Origin of the sequence: Roseivirga misakiensis, assembly GCF_001747105.1 — a bacterium.
Taxonomy (GTDB): domain Bacteria; phylum Bacteroidota; class Bacteroidia; order Cytophagales; family Cyclobacteriaceae; genus Roseivirga; species Roseivirga misakiensis.
In genome coordinates, this window is the sequence record NZ_MDGQ01000005.1 from 1371999 (window position 1) to 1391941 (window position 19943).

Sequence of the window (19943 nt, forward strand, 5' to 3'; positions counted from 1 at the left end):
AAATTTAACGCGCCTTAGACTCTAAGATAGAGTAGGAGCTCTTATATTCTAGCTCACTCATTCCTAAGGGTTTCAGCTGGTAAATTAGATAGACCAGCAATAGGATTACTAGATAAAAAGATAAATGCTGGTACAAAAAAAGACATCGGTAATCCGATGTCTTTCTGATTAGGTCAAAATTTTGAGAAGGTCTACCAACCCGTTCTATATTCTCTTTTCACGTACTTATTGGCTTCCTCGAAGTTGGTTACTCTCATGTTGGCTGCATCCCATTGTAGCCTCTTTCTGCCATGATATTTCGTTCCTCCCCAGAAGCCTTGATTTTTCGCCTTAGGGTCGACTTCAAAATAAGCTTTTAGCGCCAGGTTTCCGATCAGTAGACTTTCCGTAAATGGACCAGCATAATCGAATGACGAACTGGTGTAAGCATTTCCAAATCCAGCCATACAGGCATTTACCCATTGTATATAATGCCCCTCAGGAACTCTAGCAACGGTTTCTTTTACTGTAACTTGCTCGTTTAAAGATAGTGGAAGCAATCTTGGGTTGGCTCCGTAGCAATCAGCTAGAAGCTTACCTTTAGTGCCTATAAAGAGTACACCACCATCCCAGTTACCAAAGGCCTCATCATCACCTAATTCTTCAGGTCTTTCAGGTCTAAGTCCGCCATCCATCCAAGACACCTTAATGTTTCCTTTACCGTCAGTTCTAGGGTAATTCAAGTGTATTTTACTTGCCGTGGGAAAGCTTTTTGGGTAGCTCACGGTTTGGAAATTTGCCTTAAAAGCATCTGCCACACTACATTCTACCTGATCTGGGTATAGTATTGGCAGAATTCGATAGACAGGGTCCATAATATGGCAGGCCATATCTCCCAAAGCACCTGTGCCAAAATCTGACCAACCTCGCCAATCAAACGGTAGATAAGCTTTATTGTAATCACGCTTTTCGGCTGTACCTAGCCATAGGTCCCAATCGAGTTCTTTCGGAATAGGATCTTTAGTAGTAGGTGTTTCTAGGGCCATTGGCCAAATAGCGCGGTTTGTCCAACATTTAACAGTATGTACTTCCCCGATCAATCCAGCGTCGTAATACTCTTTCATTTTCCTAACACCGTCACCAGAAGCTCCTTGATTACCCATTTGCGTCACCACTTTATATTTTCGAGCGGCTTCAGTCAATTGCCGAGCTTCAGCAATGTCGTGTGTCAATGGTTTTTGTACATAAACATGTTTACCCAATTCCATGGCAGCCATTGCCTGAACGGCGTGCATATGGTCTGGAGTAGACACGGATACGGCATCAATGCTATCTTTATTTTCTTCAAGCATCTTCCTATAATCCTTGTACATCGGTGCATCAGGAAAGTTTTCAACTGATTGCTTTGTTGTCCGCTGATCTACATCACACAGGTAGGCTATTTTGACATTCGGACTTTGAGCGAAACTGGCTAAATCACTAGTTCCTTTACCTCCAGCACCGATACCAGCAATGTAAAGCGTATCGGAAGGGGCCGTAAATCCTTTTCCTAAAACATGTCGAGGAACTATTGTAAATGCCGTACCAGCTAAGCCTAGGTTCTTAATAAATTTTCTTCTGGAAGTTTCGTTAGATGTTGAGCTCATAAATCAATGGGTTGAACCATAATTTAGTAATTCACTTTTTAACCTCCATGTAATTAGACCAGTTTTGATAATCTAGCCATATGGCTTTTGCATTTGATCTACCTCTAATACATTGTGATTCTTAATATCTGGGAACAAGTATGTTTAAACAAAAAAGGACTGAATCTACATCCAGTCCTTTTCTTTTAAATATTGTCTTTTATTTATTGGCTTTTTCTAGCCAATAACCTCTGAGCTTTAGCTGTTCTGCAGACGCATTTTCTACGAATCTAAGTGTAAAAGGCGTCGGTACGTCAACCTTAACATTGGGCGTACTGAGCTTTATCTCCTTTTTCTCTCCATCAACATCTCTTAATACAGTGAAAGTCATTTCTTCAAGGCCAGTTGATATGATGCCTATTTGTTCATTGAGAAAGTTGTTTATTTCTGGACCGAAAATGAGATCTTTGCCATTCATCTTCATGATGATGTCACCATTCTCAAACTTCAAGGCTTGGCCTACTGCATCCATTTTGGTGATATCAGAGACCGCTAATACTTGCTTGCCGTCGTATTGTGCTACGCCTACGTTTTGACCACTAATGACGATCGTGTGCTGCTGCGTGAAACCATCTTTTACAACTTCCACGCCCACTTGTTCGAATATCTCTTCGTATGGCAGTGGTGTTTTACCAGCTACATAAGTATCAAAAAAGTCTTTAACCTCAGGGTAGGTCAAAGCGACAATTTCATCGAAAAGTTGGTCGTCTTTAAATGAGACATCTTTACCATATTTTTCGGATAAATCTGCCATCATATTCTGAACACCATACGTCCCATCAGAGAGGCTTCTCAGTTTTATATCTAGTGCAGCACCAATTAAGGCTCCTTTTTGGTAGACATTATAATACTGATCGGCATATTCATCAAGTGCCCCTAAACTTAGTTCAGTAAACGGTAACTCATCCTTAAATCTTTGAGCGGTCACCATTTTTTCACTTAACATCCCTAAGTATTCTTCTGGGGTCACTAATCCGTACTTTACTTGAACACTTCCCGCAAAGTATTCCGTCATACCTTCGTACATCCATAAGTGACGTGACATTTTAGGATCGTTGAAGTCAAAGCTTCCAATTTCCTCTGAATGAATGTTAAGCGGCGTTACAATATGGAAAAACTCATGGGCAGCAAAGTCTCTCAACTGTTGGCTCATTTGATCAATTGTTTGCTCTGGCATGTAGTAAAAAGAGCTGTAAGAATGCTCTAGGGCTCCATAAGAAGTAACAGGTTGATCTGTAAAGTAGAAGATAAAAGCATATTTATCTACCGGCAGCTTACCGCCTAAAAACTGAGTCTGAGCTGTCAATACTTCTTCTATGCTCTCGGCGATTTCTTTAGCCGTCACTTTTTTGTTAGGGGAGTAGCTAGCCACTAAAACGTCGGTGTTCGCTACTTTAACAAGTGCAGTATCTAGTTTACTATACATTAAAGGCGAGTCAACAAGTTGATCGTAGTCTTTTACCGTAAACTTATCGAGTACTGCCGCATCTGACGATGATACTATTTCTTGGTTTAGCTTAGATAATTTTTGAACCCCAATTTGATCGGCTTTAAGACCGGTAGCGCCATAAAAACTCTGATCTCTCAAGAAACTAATTTCAAAAGGTTCTTTTTTCATTCCCTCGAAATAGCCGAAGAACCCGCTTGGGTTGATAATAAAGTTCTTGTCCGCTTCAATATTGGTCCCAGCTGGCTGGAAAATATCTGGACCTTCCAGTGTAGTATCGTAAGTGTCCTCGACGAGATAAGTAATTTTCCTCAATTTTTTTGCATTGCTGATTTTCCAGGAATTACTATCAATTCTTTCAGTCTCTAATTCACGACCTTTTTTGTCGAATGCTTTAAATTCCGAAATCATGCGTCCATAATCGGCAATAGCATAGGTTCCGGGGACAATTTTCGGCAAGTAGAATGTTATTTCTCCTTTTTTAATCTTCGGTGTAGTAAGCTCAACTAGGACTTTATCATTGTCCGCCTTGGTCAAATATACCGTGTATTTGTAGGGCTTAGCGGCCCATGTACTCGCCGTGATTAGTATACCTAAAAACAGCATGATTGCTCCTTTTCTATTCATATCTCTTTTTTTGAATGCTTAACCTTTATAATTCCCCGTATAGAAATACGTGCTTTTTATTTCTATTTACAATCTGAAGGCCAAACATAAGACATTCTGGATTTTTCTTTATGCTAAGCCCCCGATCTTTGCAGGATTGAAGTGTTTTTCAATAGCAAATTCATCATTCGATCGCTTCGGGAAAGTTTATTAGTTGATGTTCATGATTTAATTAGAATCACTTATTTGATATTTCTTTGTCACCCTTATTGGTGAGGTAATCAGGAGTGATGCATAGGATATTAGAGTTTCCCTTTATTATCGAAAACCTCTTTTGATTGTAGTTCAGGTACAGATCGATCGTTAACGGTCTTGAAGTAAGGTTTGAGTTACTAGGAACGGAATTTCAAGGCGAAGGTGGTGCCTGTTTTTTGGGTAGAGGTCATTTCTAAGCTGCCTTTGTGTAGTCTCATGATCTGTCTAGATAATGAGAGGCCGATGCCTGATCCTGCTTCTTTTGTAGTATAAAACGGCACAAAGATGTTTTCAATCACCTCCTCAGGAATACCCGATCCGTTATCCTTCACTAAGATAACCACCTCATCATTTTCCTGTCGTGCAGTGAGTTCAATTGTAGGGTTTGGAGTGTCCTGCAAGGCTTCAAAAGCATTTTTCACCAGATTAATTAGAATTTGATCAATTAAGTCTGCATCTGCGGATATTTCAAGATCACTTTCGCAATCTACTCGAAAAAGTAGCCGCTTTTGGTCAACATCAGCTTTAAAGAGATTCTTAACACGATCCAGCATTCCGGCCACTTTTACTGGCTCTAATTTTGGTTTTGGAACTTTAGTCAGCTGATCATAAGTCTTAACAAAATTCGCTAGGCCTTTACTTCTTGCTTCAATAGTCTCAAGTCCTCCGACTAAATCCTCCACACCTTCATCATCAAGTTTAGTCAGGTCAGTCGAGCCATCGTCATCTTTAACCATTTGTAAGATGACATCGGAAAGGGTAGAGATCGGGATAACCGAGTTTTTTATTTCGTGTGTCAAAACACGGATCAATTTCTGCCAAGACTCTAGTTCGTTGGCTTCAAGTTCACTTTTTATATCTTGAAATGACACCAGCTTGAAAGATTCGTCTTGCAGTTTAAACTCGGTAGCAAGAATGGATAGGTTAACGAATCTGCCTCCTAGGGAAAGCTTTATAAGCTCCCTTTCCCCACTATTTATTCTTTCAATGATGTCGACTAGTTCAGGGGAGATTCTTTCAATGGCCTTGATGCTTGTAATGAGCGGTTTATTGAAAAGCTTTTTCGAGGCATCATTAACAAGCTGTACCCTCATGTTTTCATCGAAACAAATAAGAGCGACTCGGACATGTTCTACCACAGTTTGTAAATAAATGAGATTAGAGGCCTTTTCATTTCTCAGCTTCTTGAGCACATCATTTATTTCATGAAAAGCATAGTTCAGGTCGTTTTCCTTTTTATAGTGATAGGTATTACTAAAGTCTTGTTGTTTTATGGCCAACAGGAAATTGGCCAACTCTCGTCTCGATCGCTCCACATACTTAACGAGATTAATCAAGGTGATGATCAGCGCAAGTATGAGCCAAAAAGATACTAGCCAAAAATGGGTCTGCGTAACAACATATACAGCCCCGTAACCAAAAAGAATAATAAGGGAAATTCGCGCAATGACATTGAGACGGAAGTACCTATACTCCATTAGTCATCTGCATTTTTATTTACGTAAAACACGATGAGTCTCATTTCGGTATCAATCATTTTTTCACAACCCCAGCGTAATCCATAATTGATATTCATCATAAATTCCTTTTCCGTAGTGTAAATAGAAGTAGCTGCTTTATAACCCTTTAGATCGGTTTCTAGACTCAGTGGATCGTTTGTACCAAAGACATATGACTCTTTCTGGTTTCTTACGTCGAAATACATGTAGCAATCTGTTTTAGCCAGTAAATACATACGAACAGTTGTATTTTCTTCAACCCTTAGATAACTCGTAGTTTTATTGTCTACACCTTTTACGGTGTAATCAAAAGTTCCAAAATGAACCCAGTCACTGGTTTCATCTTTAAGTTGACTTTCTCTGATTTGCTTAGCGATGTCGTCTATTGATTCTTGACCCATTAATGGGGACAATAGAAACAGAAGGATAATTAAGGTAGTGAATCTTTTCATCCGGTTGAGGTGGTTAGGTAGGGCTAAGCTAGCAAAATCTTTTGAATTTTAGAGTCCATATTTCGACATCTTTCTATAAAGAGTACTTCTACCTAGTCCCAAAGTTTGGGCCGCTTTTGTAAGGTTGCCTTCCGCATTTCTGACTGCATTTTGGATGGCTTGTTTCTCCATTTCCTCTATGTTGTAGTTATCCGTAGCAATGACATTCTGTGTCGGTCTTTCTATTAATAGGAAATCTTCCGGCGCTAATAGGGGAGAATTGGCCATAATAACCGCCCTTTCTATGGCATGCTGCAATTCACGGACATTACCTGGCCACGAGTATTTTTTTAGTTTGTTTAGCGTAGTATCATTCAACCGCATTTTTTCTTTACGATACTTCTTGCCATACATTTTAAGGAAATGTCTGGCTAATGGTTCTATATCTTCGATCCGATCACGTAATGGTGGCAACTTGATCTCGACCGTGTTTATGCGATAGAGTAAATCTTGTCGAAATTCGCTTTCAACAATCATATCGTACAAAGGCATATTGGTAGCACAGATTAAGCGTGTATCCAAATTGATCGCTTTATTCGAGCCAACTCTTGATATCTGTTTGAATTGGAGTGCTGTCAAAAGTTTAGCCTGCATAGCCAAGGATAGGTTACCAATTTCGTCAAGAAATAAAGTTCCACCATGGGCCATTTCAAATCTACCCGGCCTATCTTCTCGAGCATCGGTAAAAGCTCCTTTGACATGTCCGAATAGTTCAGATTCAAAAAGTGTCTCGGAAACTGCTCCTAAATCTACTTTTATAAAATTCTCATCTGCTCTTAATGATCTATTATGAATGGCTCGTGCAATTAACTCTTTACCCGTACCATTTTCACCTAAGATTAAAACGTTCGCATCAGTTTCGGCTACCTTGTTAATTGCCTCAAAAATAGGCTTCATGGTGGGACTGACACTAATGATATCCTCAAACTCACGTTGTTGATCTTTGACGACGATTTTTTGACTAGTCTTTAATTCCTGAACCTGCTTTTTGGTCTTACTCAATTTGCAAATAGACTGAACAGTGGCCAATAACTTTTCTTTTTGCCAAGGTTTAACTAAAAAGTCAACAGCTCCTTCTTTCATCGCTTCTACAGCGATATCAATTTCTCCGTAGGCGGTGTTCATCAGCACATGTGCATTCGGATCTTTGGCCAATATCTTTCGAAGTAGCTTAATACCTTCTTTTCCACTTGTGAGGCCGTATGAAAAATTCATATCCAGCACTATTACATCGTAGTTATGCTGATTTAAAAGGAAGTCTAACTTAAGTGGGTCTTTTTCTATGATTACTGTTTCAAAATGCTGCTTAAGGATCATTTTCGCAGTGTAAAGCACTCCCTGATCATCATCCAGTACCAAAATTTTGGCGTCCTCTTTAGTCATTTTGTAGTTGTTCAGTGTTTCGTAGTTACTAATTTATCGATTGTCTCATATTGACACAAGTATTCGTGTCACAATGAGACAAATTTCGTTAGGAACGGCAAATGAATTATATAACTATCAGATTAACAGTGGTTTGTGTTTTAGGCACGGAATTAGGATTAATGTGTGCCATCGGCTAATAAACCACAGTAAAATGTTTAAAAACTACTTCAAGGCAGCATTTAGGATTCACGTTAAAAACAAGCTCTATTCATTCATCAACTTTATTGGTCTTTCGGTATCGCTAATGATGTGTTTTCTTGTTTTTTTATTCGTCCAGGATGAGTTCAGTTACGACAATTTTCACAAGAGCGGTGATGAACTCTTTTTGTTTCACGCCATCAAGTACAAAGCTGATAATCCTCAAATGGAGGCTGGATTTTGGGATGTTGAACCACTGAAAGACGTCCAAAAGTCATACACTACTAACCTACCTTTTTTGAATGAGATCAAATCTAGAGTACCTGAGGTGGAAAATATCATCCTAGTGGAGTACTCTGGCATTGAAACTTTGAAAAGTGGCAAAAAGTCTAGAGAAACTGCGCATTATGTGGACGCTGATTTTTTCGATCACTTTAGTTTCGATTTTATACAGGGTGATGGGGAAGTGGCATTGGATGACCAGAGTAGTGCGGTCATTACCACAGAATTCGCGATGAAGCATTATGGTACCACCGATGTAGTTGGTAAGGATTTGGTTACAAATGGCGAGCCCAACAAGATATACATTGTTACTGGTGTGATTGACCTTCCACATAATACCATGTTCAATTTTAATGTGGTCTTGCGGGTAGAGAACTCTTATTACTATAAAGAGCATGCGGATGACTGGAATTACTTTGCTATTTCAGCCTTTTTTAAACTGAAAGACCCTTCGCAAATAGCTACAGTAAATACTAAAGTAAGAGACATCTGGTTAGAGCGAAACAATGCTGAGACCCTTGATGGTCAGCGTAAACGTCTAAAGCTTTCTGCTGACAATCCTGTGCAAGAATATGGTCTTAAAAATGTGAGTGATGTTTATCTAGACCCGACCATACGGTATTATAAGTCATCATCTCCGCTTTACTCGTACATCTTAATTGCTATCTCAGCAGTAATTTTAATCATAGCGAGTATTAACTACCTGTCGATTAGCATTGCATCATCGGCAAGTCGTCGAGTTGAAATTGCAGTACGTAAAGTGGTGGGTGCCAATGTATCGCAGCTCAAGTTTCAATTCTATATTGAAGCTATAGCGCTGACTCTATTATCAGTTATAGGCGGTTTTACATTGATGCAAGGCTTTTTACCGAAGTTCAACGATTTCGCTAGCAAATCGCTTCAGCCAAGCGTAAGTGAAAACATCATGTTACTAGGTTATGGCCTGCTGTTCGGGTTACTTATCTCAATTATTGCGGGCGGATATCCCGCTCAAGTATTATCGCGGTTTAAAGTTATTTCAGGTCTAAAAGGGCAAACATCTAGCCGTGTAAGTCCAGCATTGATCAAGGGAATGATGATTTTTCAATTCACGCTATGCCTGGTATTTATTTCTGTCACATTGGTCATGCAAAAGCAGTTTAAATATATCAATCAAAAGGATTTGGGCTTTGATAAAGATCAGGTAGTGATGGTTGGTGGTTTATGGGGTAAGTCTCATTTAGTAAAACAGGTACTTGAAAAGTCATCGGCTGTAGAGCACGCGGGAAACAGTAACGGCATTTTCATTGGTGGAAGCGGCTTTGGCATAACGGTTTTAAATGGCGTAGAACATAGAATTAGACGTGTAGGAGTGGACGAAGACTTTTTACAAACACTTGACATACAATTCGTGGATCGTCAAGGGTTTCCCGCTCCAAAAGAAGGAGAATTGGTAGTTGGAAAAAACTATGTGAATGAGACTTATTTCGATTTATTAGAAGCCGATACTGCCATGTTTAAATCTATGAATTCGTATATCGGAGGTGTAGTAAAAGACTTTCATTTTGAGTCCCTTCAAACAGCGATGTACCCTATAAGCTTCGATTTAAGAGAGTCAAGCAATTTGTCTTCACTTTTCGTGAAATTAAAGGGAGGCAATGTAGATCAAGGAATTGCTGATGTTAAAGCTGCTTATGAAGAGGTAGTTGGTGAGCCACTCGCAGAGGTTCGGTTTATGGAAGATTTTCTTGCAAATCGATATAAAGACAGTAGGCGTTGGCAGCATATTATACAGTCATCTACCACTATAGGTATTCTAATTGCCTGTATTGGGCTTTTTGGATTGACTGGTATCAATATGTCCAATCGCATTAAGGAGATTAGTATTCGTAAAGTGTTAGGTGCCGATTTTGGTGAGATTGCATATTTACTCAATCGGCAGACCTTAATGCTCATTATTGTGTCTGCTATTATCTCCATACCTATTGCTTATCAACTTATGTCTAGTTGGCTCGATGGCTTTGCATACCATGTAGATATTTCACCGGAATTATTCATGATTGCCATGCTCGTCCTACTATTCATCGCATTAGGAACTGTATTGTTCCATTCTATTAAGTCAGTAAGAACAAATCCAGCACAAGTACTTAGAAACGACTAAATCAAATTATCATGCTCAGAAATTACTTCAAAACAACACTTAGGTCACTCAAGAAAAATAGACTTTTTTCCTTCATTAATATTTTGGGGCTGTCTATCGGAATTACGGCATCTACGCTCATTCTCCAATATGCCTTTAATGAACTCAATGTGGATCGTTTCCACAAGAATTCGGCGAATATCTATCGCGTCATGAATGAAAGGTTCGAAGGGGAAAGAATGATTCAAAGAGGCCAGATTACATACTCAGCCGTGGGTAAGCAAATGTTTGAAGATTACCCTGAAATCGTCGATTATTTCACGTTAAGCACATTCGGTCAAAATGTAGTAGCCCATAATCAGCAAAGTGTAAAAATACCCTTCACTATTCTGGTTGAGCCGAGTTTTTTCAAGGTGTTTTCTTTTGATGTTTTGGCTGGAAATCCAGCAACAGTTTTCGATGCCAAAAGAAAAATGGTTGTTTCAGAGAGTACTGCGAAAAAACTATTCCCTGGAGATAATGAAAGTTGGGAAGAACACTTGGGTAAGATTATAGAAATGGGTTCTAGTCGGCTGGAGTACGAACTGGTCGGGGTGATCGAAGATGCTCCCGAAAATTCTAGCCTTCAATATCAAATTATTCTTTCAAGAGCAACCACATTTGACTTTTTTCAAGATGCCGAGTTTAGCTGGAATGGGTCAGACTATTTTCATTATATCTTATTAGATGACAAGGCAGATGTAGCTGCGCTAGAAGCTAAATTTGAAGATTTCAGTCAAAAGTATTTTAAAGGAGATCAAGTAACTGGAACTTTTGAAAAGTTTCATTTACAGCCACTTGAAGACGTTTATCTTTATTCGGACTACGAATATGAAAACCATACAACGGCGAGTGGTAGCATGGTTTGGACGCTTATTCTAGTGGCCGCATTTATTTTGGCCATGGCTTGGATTAACTATATCAATTTGGCTACTTCCAAATCACTACAGCGTGCCAAAGAAGTAGGTGTAAGAAAAGTAGTAGGGGCAAGCAAGGGGCAGCTAATCAATCAGTTTTTAGTAGAGTCATTGATTCTCAATTTTCTTGCATTCGTTTTAGCCGTCACCTTGGTTCAGGTATCCCAAAACTTCTTTAACACACTGGTAGGAAGAGACCTGAGCCTTTTAAGTTTTTTAAATTTAGAGTTGAATGGTTTACCAGTGTATTTCTGGATGCTTGGCTTCCTAATCTTAGGATCAATTTTATCTGGAATTTATCCAGCTTTCGTTCTCTCTAGTTTTCAGGCATCACAATCTTTGAAGGGAGAATTTAGTAAGAGTTCTAAAGGACAGCGGCTTAGAAAAACATTGGTTGTTTTTCAATTCGCCTTATCAATTGCGCTTATAGCAGGTACGATTTTAGTCTATCAACAAACCAATTTCATGAGAAATCAAGATTTGGGTGTTAATATGAATCGTGTAATTACGGTAGAGCCGCCATCGCTCAATACATTCGATAGCACTTTTGTCGATAAGGTTCATCAGTTTGCTTATAAACTTGAAGAGAACCCAAGAGTCCAACGCGTAGGAACTTCTAGTATGATCTTGGGACAAAGATTACCAAGAACTTTTAATGTGAGGACTAGTCCTGAAAGCGAGGGCCGTATGCTCAATAGAATCCACGCTAATTATGGTTTCTTGGAGGTTTATGAGGTAGAGTTACTCGCTGGTCGAAACTTTGTAAGAACCGATCACAATGCTGATTTTAACTTGGTTAAGGGTACCATTCTCAACGAAAAGGCTACAAAGCTGCTTGGATTTGAAAGTCCAATAGATGCAGTTGGTACTAAGATTAGTTATTTCGGAAGAGATTGGGAGATCGTAGGAGTGACAGCTGATTTTCATCACAGATCGCTCAAGGAATCGATAGAGCCTATAATGATCGTACCATTTATGAGTGGTGGGAATGACGTGTATCACGTTCGAGTGGATGGTTCAAACCTACAGGAAACGATCGCTTATTTAGAAAAGTCTTTCAACGACTTTTATCCAAACGATATTTTTGAGTACAACTTTATGGATTCCCGATTTGAGCGTCAGTATGAAGCTGACAAACAGTTTGGGTCCGTTTTCAATTTGTTTTCAGTATTAGCTATTCTCATTGCCTGTCTAGGATTATTTGGTCTGGCGGGTTATTCAGCCATCCAAAAGACAAAAGAAATAGGAATTAGAAAAGTTCTAGGCGCTACTATCCCGAATATTCTTCAATTACTGTCTAAGGACTTTATTTTACTCATCGCCTTGGCGAGTGGTATAGGCTTACCGCTGGTTTATTGGGGTGCTACAGAATGGCTTTCGGGCTTTGAGTATCAAACCAAAATTGGTGTGCTGTTCTTTGTTATACCAATAATCAGTGTGATCGTAGTGAGCCTGCTCATAATTTTTGGACAGACTTTCAAGACAGCCAAGTCAAATCCCATCAACTCATTACGTCAAGAATAGCCATTAACAATTGAACTATGCTACGGAATTATTTTAAAACTGCATTAAGGAGTCTGACCAAAAAAAAGCTATTCTCGTTTATTAATATTTTCGGGCTTGCGATCGGTTTAGCTGCGTTTTTAATCATTTATCAGTTTGTTTCTTTTGAAAGAAGCTTTGATAAGTTTCATGAAAAAGGAGACAGAATTTATCGTGTAAGGTTCGATAGAATTTATGCAGATAATCATGATAAAAGTGCTGGTTTAACGGCAGTTACTGGACCTATTTTAGCACAAGAATTTCCTGAAGTAGAGCTCTATTCCAAGTTACATGCCGCTGATTACATGAATAATGTGATATCGTTTGACGATAAGCAATTCATTCAGGAAGGGCTGTTTTATGCTGATAGTTCCTTTTTTGAACTTTTCTCATTCAACTTTATTCATGGTGATAAGAAAACCGCGCTAACACCAATTAATTCGATTGTTCTTTCGGAGGAAGTGGCTTACAACTATTTTGGAAAGGCAGATGTGGTAGGTGAATTTTTAAACCTTGCCAACGGTTGGGAAAACCAATTATATCAAGTCACTGGAGTTTTCGAAAATTTACCTCCTAACACACATTTTGATTTTAAGGCTTTAATGTCTTTCGAAAACATTAATCAAGCCTCTCAGGGTAGGGCTGGTGCTTCCGGTGGTTGGAATGCTTTTCCAACGTATCTTTTATTATCGCCAGAAGCTGATTTAAAAGAGTTTAATGAGAAGTTAACCGCCTTTACACAAGAATTTTATGCAGCTCTGATTGAGGGTGGTGTCAACCCTATCTTACAATTACAACCATTAGAAGACATTTACCTAACCTCTAATTTAAGGTTTGAAGTAGGTCCATTAGGTGATGCGAAAATTGTGCGAATTCTCATTGGGATTGCCTCATTTATCTTGGTATTAGCTTATTTCAACTATATCAATTTGTCTACATCTCAAGCACTTGAAAGAGGCCAGGAAGTTGGTGTTCGAAAAGTAATAGGGGCTAGTAGATGGAATCTTTTTAGGCAGTTTCTGGTAGAATCATTTGTACTAAATGTTATTGCCATTGCCATTGGGTTTACGCTCATGCAGGTCAGCCTACCATTCTTCCTTCCTCTTCTCGGTAAAGACATCGGTAGTGCTCCGGTTTTGACTAATGAATTGGGCTTATTGTTAGCCATGCTATTAACTATAGGCACGCTACTTTCTGGTTTTTATCCGGCATTAGTTATGTCCAGAATGAAGGCTTTAAGAGTGCTAAAAGGTTTTAAGGCAAAGTCTGGTTTAGAAGCTCTAGTCAAAAAAGGTCTTGTCGTATTGCAGTTTACCATACTATGTTTCCTTTTAGTTGGGAGCTTAGTGGTAAGAAGTCAAATCTCCTTTATGCTAAATTCTGATAAGGGTTTTGACGCGGAGCAGGTGCTAGTTATTAAAGGGCCAACTGCGGGTGCCAATTCTATCGAAAAGCTCAATTCTTTTAAGAATAGGCTAACCAATAATAAGAACGTAGTTCAAGTAAGTAATTCCACGAATGTACCAGGCGCTGAAATTAGCTGGGTAAATAACAATGTTCGTTTAGCTACCTCTGCACCTAATGAAGCTACTTCAATTCCATTTTTGGGGATCGACCATAATTTTATCGAGAATCTTTCTTTGGAAATGATAGCAGGTAGAAATTTTGATCAAGATTTAGTTTCTGACACTGCTAATGTTATGCTCAGTAGAGCAGCGGCTGTTAATTTCGGATTTACAGATCCAAAAGAGGCTTTAGATCAATTAGTTTTTGAAGGAGACAGTAGATATCGTGTCATTGGTGTAGTGGAGAATTATCTTCAGAAATCTTTTAAATCGGACTATGACAGAATCATCTATAAATACTTTCCTCAAGCTGACTCTTACATCAATTTAAAACTGACTGGGACCGATTATGCAACGCTAATAGATAGTGTAGAATCTATCTTTAAAGAATCATATCCAAATAGTCCATTCAGCTACTTTTTCTTAGACGAATTTTTTGATAGACAGCTTAAAGAAGATAAGGCCTTTGGAAAAATATTCAATTTTTTCACCCTTCTGGGAATCTGTATTTCGTGCTTAGGTTTGTTCGGCCTAGCATCTTATGCCGTTTCACTCCGAAAGAAAGAAATTGGAATCAGAAAAGTATTGGGTGCCCATTCAGTATCTCTAGTTATATCAGTGGCTCGGAATTTCGTTGGGCTTACTGTCATCTCCATTCTTATTGCTATACCAGTTGCGTTCTATGCCTCAGACCTTTGGTTGAACGCATACACATTTGCCATAAGCTTAAAGGCTTATATGTTTTTAATACCAGTATTAATTGTCATCGCTATAACAGTATTCACCACTGGTGGAATTGCGATTAAAACAGCAAATAGAAACCCAATTGACGCATTAAGACAAGAATAAAACAACTTCATTATGCTTATAAAAAACATACGATTAGCTATTCGACAACTATCGAAAAACAAGGTTTTTTCCTTTGTTAATGTTATTGGTTTGGCCCTTTCAATGGTCGCGTGCTTGTTGATTTACAAGTATGTTGGTTTTGAGAGGAGCTTCGATCAGTACCATTCGGGCGCTGATAATATCTACAGAATCTATAGGGTAGAGGCAAATGAAGATCCAAATGACGGAGTAGCCTCAGTTTTTTCTGGAATGAAGATTCCACTGGAAGAAGGACTACCAGAAATTTCTCATGTAGCGCGTTTTGCTAGTTATGATGTTATTTTTCAGTCATTTGCTTTCACAAATAAGAATGATGACAATCAGTTTGTAACATATAATGTTCCAAAGGGCTTTTTTGCTGATCATGATGCACTGCAAATCATAGACTTAGATTGGAAAGAGGGTTCGGCCTCCACCTCATCTTTAGAGAACCCAAATGAGATGATCATCTCTGAGAAATATGCTCAACTCTTTTTTGGGGATAATCCAGCATTGGGTAAAGTGCTTTATTTCAAGAATTTAGGAGTAGATTTTAAAGTAACAGGTGTCTTCAAAGATTTACCTGAAAATACGCATATGCCTTTCGAGATTTTATGTTCTATGAAATCTCTACCAACGAGTTGGAACATAGACAATATCTATAACTGGGGCAATTTCTATACCTATGTAAAAGCAATCGATGGTACGTCTCCTGAAGTTTTAGAGACTAAAATCAATGATTTATTTGTGGGGATAGAGGGCGCGTGGTTTCACGATGAAGGCTTAACAATGAAGTTGCAAAACATCCAGGATATCCATTTGACCTCACATCATTCCTATGAAATACAGGCGAACGGAAATAAAGAAACTGTCAGTTTTCTATCCATCATTGGTGTTTTCATTATGGTGATTGCATGGGTAAACTATATCAACCTAAGCAGTTCCAAATTAGTGGATAGAGCGAAGGAAGTAGGGATAAGAAAAGTAATGGGTGGTTTTAAAAGGCAGCTCGTGAGCCAATTCTTGGTGGAATCTTTGACCATGAATTTTATAGCGATCATACTTTCGTTGACCCTATTGCAACTAACTCGTGGTTTCTTCCAAGGGTTGATCGGCATACCGATTGACTTTTTTGGGTCAGCGGCATTGATATCCACCTTAGGGTTTATTGGCTTGTTTACACTTGGTTCTGTATTATTCGGTCTATATCCTGCGCTACTGTTTTCCAACCAAAAAGTATCAGTTGTATTGAACGGCAAAAGTAAGGTGAGTAAATCTGGTTTACTTTTCAGACGTGGGCTGACCCTTTTTCAATATGCCATAGCCTTGATCTTAATTGTAGGAACGTTAGCTGTTAAGAAGCAGCTTTCATTTATGCAAAATCAATCATTGGGCATGAATATCGATCGTACGCTGGTGGTTAAAAAGCCCTTTATGGAGATGGAGAGTAGGGCATCAAGTAAAGCGGCATTTATGAATGGCGTACGCCAAATGAGTGACGTAAAAGGTATAAGTGCATCTTCTGAAATTCCAGGTTATGAGATTTCTAGAATGCGTTGGATTGCGTTGGGCCCTGGTGCCGACGATAAAGCCCTTTATGCAAAGGATGTCGCTATTGATGAACACTTTACAGATTTATATGAGATAGATATCCTATATGGCCGAAGTTTTGAACAGGGCTTTGCAGATTCTGCTTCTGTAGTTTTAAGTCATCAAACTGCAAAAGAACTATTGGGAGAAGAAAATCTGGCTGATTGGATTGGAAAAACTATTTTTTATGAAACAATTCCTTATCGACTCATCGGGATCTTAAATGATATAAGCCAAGAGTCCCTCAAGGTGAATATCAAGCCACATATTTACACAAAAGTAAATCGAGATAAATTCTATTCGATAAAACTGAATACTGATGATATGAGTGAAGCAGTTGAAAGGGTACAGACAGTCTTTAACAGTAGCTTCGCGACTAGCCACTTCGATTACTTCTTCTTAGACGAATATTATGACAGACAATATAAGGCAGATCGACTTTTTGGTCAGATATTTTCATTCTTTGCCATATTGGCCATTGTAATCACATCATTAGGCTTATTTGGGCTGTCACTATACAATATAAGTCAAAGGTCTAGAGAAATAGGTATCAGAAAAATCTTAGGTGCACCAGTGAAGCATATCTTCTATTTGCTGACGAGAGAGTATGTATTACTCATATTGTTAGCGTCAATAGTGGCCGTTCCTATTGGCTATTTCTTTGTAGACAAATGGTTATTGAATTTTTCTAATCATATTAATATCTCTACAAGTTTACTGCTACTACCGATTATGTTGATGTTCGTTTTAACGCTCGTAACGATTTGTTATCAAGTGGTTAAAGCGATTCGCACAAATCCAGCAGAAACATTGCGATACGAATGATTCAACCGTATCATGATGATACGAAAGTGTGTCATCATGATACGATTTTAGGATTGCTAAATCTGTTATATACCTCATTAAGAGGGAGTTGTATATTTGGTACTAGTATTGCCATCTGCCACATACACAAATTCGAAACAACATGTTTAAAAATCATATATCCGTCGCACTAAGAAACTTTCAGAAAAGAAAGTCTTTTACCTTCATAAATATTCTCGGTTTGACCGTGGGCATGACGGTCTGTCTCTTAATTCTTACCTATGCAAGGTATGAGATGAGCTACGACACGTTTCATAGTAGAGCAGATGACATCTATCGGATTTCGGTTGATATCTATAATGGAGAGGATTTCCAAATAGCAGATGCTCAATGTTACCCTGCTGTGGGAAAACTTGCGAAGAATGAGTTCTCGGAAATTGAAGAGTTTGCTATGGCTCGAAAGTTCGGCCGAATGTCTCTGAAAAATGGTGAAAAAGCATTCAATGAGGATGGGGTATTCTTTGCAACACCTTCTTGGTTAGAAGTTTTCGACTGGGATTTGAAGCAAGGGAATAAAGCTACTGCTCTAAAAGATGCAAACACCATTGTCATTACTGAAAGCACTGCAGAGCGCTATTTTGGCGATGAAGACCCGATGGGTAAAATGGTGAAATTGTTACCTGGTGGTGGCGAACTTCCAATGCTAGTTACAGGTGTCATCAAAGATGTACCTGAGAATGCACACTTGAAGTTTGATATTTTGGTCTCCTATCAAACAGCAGTAGAAGAGTTTGGAAGTAAGTACGATAACTTCGGGGGTAACAATGAGTATATGTACATTTTGGCCAATACTCCTTTGGACAATGATTTCAAGAAGCGTTTTAATGCAACATATTTCGAAAGAACGGAACCATTTTTAGAGCGAGGGGATAGTCTAGACATTCAACCGCTAACAGATATTCACTTAAAATCCGATAAAACATATGAAGCAGAAACTAATGGTAGCCAGTCGATAGTAAATATCCTTTTAGTGGTAGCAGCGTTTGTTCTGATTATCGCTTGGGTGAACTTTATTAACCTTTCAACAGCTCGGGCTATGGAAAGGGGAAAAGAAGTTGGGGTAAGGAAGGTATTGGGTTCGAACAAAGGCGCGTTGATTACGCAGTTCTTACTGGAGTCATTTATGCTCAATTTTCTAGCCGTAGTGTTAACCCTTACATGTATCCAGGGCGTATTGCCGCTATTCAATGAGTTTGCTGATTTGGACTTGTCTTTTAATGTATTCCAAAATAATCAGGCCTTAATGCAAGTATTGGGGATTTTATTCATTGGCTCATTCGCATCGGGTATTTATCCAGCATTGGTTTTGTCTAACTATAGGCCGTTAGCAGTAATTAGCGGACGCTTGAAAGATTCGAAAGGTGGATTGATTCTGCGTAAAGGATTAGTAGTCTTCCAGTTTATGATTACAATGCTTCTTTTGGCCGGTACGGTCACTATATACCAGCAAGTGAATCATATGCGTTCACAGTCATTAGGTGTTAATATTGATCAGACAATTGTGGTTCGAAACCCAGTAATGTCTGCTGGTGATAGTCTTCAAAGTGAGCACAGAAAGACATTCAAATCTGAACTGAGCCGAATTGCTCAGGTTCAAGCTGTTGCATTTTCTGAGACAGTTTTTGGTCAAGGAACCACTGAAATGAATACCACGACTGGTTTTTACGAATTGGTGAATAAAACTGGTAGAGGCGTAAGTTTCTCGTTTTATAGAGTAGATGAGGATTTTACAAAAGCTTTTGAATTTGAAATTCTGGCAGGAAGAACTTTCGATTCGAATATAGAAAATGTAATTCCTGACGGTGGCGGCTATGATGGGATCATGATTAATGAAACAAGCCGAAAAATATTTGGGTTTGCTACTAACGAAGAGGCCATAGGTCAGAAAATCAACAGGTTTGGGGCACAAGTATCAATCGTTGGGGTTTTTGCAGACTATAACCACCATTCGCTAAAGACGAAAGTGGACCCAACGGTATTGTTCTTTGATCGGTATGGATATGCATCTGATTATGCATCAATAAAGGTCAATGCTGGAGATAATCCGGGCAAAGCTTACAAGACTATCCTAGGTGAGATTGAGAGTGCATATCGCCAAGTTTACCCAGAAAGCGATTTTGATTATTTCTTCTTAGACGAAAATTTTGAAAAGCAGTATCGTGCCGATCAACAATTTGGAACTGTATTTACAGCCTTTGCAGGGATTACCATTTTTGTAGCTATTCTAGGTTTGTTTGGTCTGGTGCTCTACGAAGTTCAGCAAAGAGTTAAAGAGATTGGTATTCGTAAAGTTTTAGGTGCAAGTGTGGTGACAATTATAAAGTTGCTTTCCTCTAGCTTCTTAAAACTGATTTCTATTTCCATTCTGTTGGCTACACCGATGGCTTACTTTGGACTGAATGAATGGTTGAGTGGCTATGCATATAGAATCGATTTATCGGTCGTGCTATTTATTCTTCCGGCAATTGTTCTGCTGTTAATTGCTTTGGTAACCGTCACTACGCAAGCTGTAAAAGCGGCAAATGAAAACCCCGTGAAGTCCTTGAGATACGAGTAATTAGACTAAATAGCCTATAAAATAGTGAAGCCCCGATTGCAGTCGGGGCTTCTTTGTTCAACTAAAAACACAAGCA

The 19943-nt window shown here is 38.8% G+C and carries 10 protein-coding genes; 5 read left to right on the forward strand and 5 right to left on the reverse strand.

Translation table 11 applies throughout. The features are described 5' to 3' along the window. Positions 1 to 191: 191 nt before the first annotated feature. The 5 genes from BFP71_RS13680 to BFP71_RS13700 form a co-directional block, all read right to left on the reverse strand. A complete protein-coding gene (locus BFP71_RS13680) occupies positions 192 to 1625 on the reverse strand; it encodes a Gfo/Idh/MocA family protein (RefSeq protein ID WP_069836017.1) in 1434 nt (477 codons plus the stop codon). A 199-nt stretch (positions 1626 to 1824) separates the two neighbouring features. Continuing rightward, positions 1825 to 3738, reverse strand: coding sequence for a M61 family metallopeptidase (locus BFP71_RS13685; RefSeq protein WP_069836018.1), 1914 nt, complete (start codon positions 3736 to 3738; stop codon positions 1825 to 1827). Positions 3739 to 4109: 371 nt separating this feature from the next. Beyond that, positions 4110 to 5450 carry a sensor histidine kinase gene (locus BFP71_RS13690; protein ID WP_069836019.1) on the reverse strand — a complete coding sequence of 447 codons (1341 nt, stop codon included), beginning with the start codon at positions 5448 to 5450 and terminating at the stop codon, positions 4110 to 4112. Continuing rightward, the gene (locus tag BFP71_RS13695) at positions 5450 to 5923 is read right to left on the reverse strand and encodes a hypothetical protein (RefSeq protein WP_069836020.1); all 474 of its coding nucleotides are present in this window, start codon (positions 5921 to 5923) and stop codon (positions 5450 to 5452) included. Before BFP71_RS13695 ends, BFP71_RS13690 begins: the two co-directional genes overlap by 1 nt. Positions 5924 to 5971: 48 nt before the next feature. Further along, the gene (locus BFP71_RS13700; protein WP_069836021.1) at positions 5972 to 7345 is read right to left on the reverse strand and encodes a sigma-54-dependent transcriptional regulator; all 1374 of its coding nucleotides are present in this window, start codon (positions 7343 to 7345) and stop codon (positions 5972 to 5974) included. 193 nt (positions 7346 to 7538) lie between these two features. Here BFP71_RS13700 and BFP71_RS13705 point away from each other — a divergent pair, with 193 nt between their 5' ends. The 5 genes from BFP71_RS13705 to BFP71_RS13725 all read left to right on the forward strand — a co-directional run bounded on the left by BFP71_RS13705 (position 7539) and on the right by BFP71_RS13725 (position 19867). Beyond that, positions 7539 to 9947, forward strand: a complete 2409-nt coding sequence (locus BFP71_RS13705; protein ID WP_069836022.1) for an ABC transporter permease — start codon at positions 7539 to 7541, stop codon at positions 9945 to 9947. 11 nt (positions 9948 to 9958) lie between these two features. Further along, positions 9959 to 12406 carry an ABC transporter permease gene (locus BFP71_RS13710; RefSeq protein ID WP_069836023.1) on the forward strand — a complete coding sequence of 816 codons (2448 nt, stop codon included), beginning with the start codon at positions 9959 to 9961 and terminating at the stop codon, positions 12404 to 12406. 17 nt (positions 12407 to 12423) lie between these two features. Further along, positions 12424 to 14838 (forward strand): ABC transporter permease, encoded by a 2415-nt coding sequence (locus tag BFP71_RS13715; RefSeq protein ID WP_069836024.1) that lies wholly within the window; start codon positions 12424 to 12426, stop codon positions 14836 to 14838. A 12-nt stretch (positions 14839 to 14850) separates the two neighbouring features. Continuing rightward, entirely contained in the window at positions 14851 to 17271 is a 2421-nt protein-coding gene (locus BFP71_RS13720; protein WP_069836025.1) for an ABC transporter permease, read from the forward strand. A gap of 142 nt (positions 17272 to 17413) precedes the next feature. Beyond that, a complete protein-coding gene (locus tag BFP71_RS13725; protein WP_069836026.1) occupies positions 17414 to 19867 on the forward strand; it encodes an ABC transporter permease in 2454 nt (817 codons plus the stop codon). Positions 19868 to 19943: the final 76 nt, after the last annotated feature.

Bases quoted from the DNA above. Each gene is read 5' to 3' on its own strand.
- BFP71_RS13680 (WP_069836017.1), bottom strand. From the start codon at position 1,625: ATGAGCTCAACATCTAACGAAACTTCCAGAAGAAAATTTATTAAGAAC.
- BFP71_RS13685 (WP_069836018.1), bottom strand. From the start codon at position 3,738: ATGAATAGAAAAGGAGCAATCATGCTGTTTTTAGGTATACTAATCACG.
- BFP71_RS13690 (WP_069836019.1), bottom strand. From the start codon at position 5,450: ATGGAGTATAGGTACTTCCGTCTCAATGTCATTGCGCGAATTTCCCTT.
- BFP71_RS13695 (WP_069836020.1), bottom strand. From the start codon at position 5,923: ATGAAAAGATTCACTACCTTAATTATCCTTCTGTTTCTATTGTCCCCA.
- BFP71_RS13700 (WP_069836021.1), bottom strand. From the start codon at position 7,345: ATGACTAAAGAGGACGCCAAAATTTTGGTACTGGATGATGATCAGGGA.
- BFP71_RS13705 (WP_069836022.1), top strand. From the start codon at position 7,539: ATGTTTAAAAACTACTTCAAGGCAGCATTTAGGATTCACGTTAAAAAC.
- BFP71_RS13710 (WP_069836023.1), top strand. From the start codon at position 9,959: ATGCTCAGAAATTACTTCAAAACAACACTTAGGTCACTCAAGAAAAAT.
- BFP71_RS13715 (WP_069836024.1), top strand. From the start codon at position 12,424: ATGCTACGGAATTATTTTAAAACTGCATTAAGGAGTCTGACCAAAAAA.
- BFP71_RS13720 (WP_069836025.1), top strand. From the start codon at position 14,851: ATGCTTATAAAAAACATACGATTAGCTATTCGACAACTATCGAAAAAC.
- BFP71_RS13725 (WP_069836026.1), top strand. From the start codon at position 17,414: ATGTTTAAAAATCATATATCCGTCGCACTAAGAAACTTTCAGAAAAGA.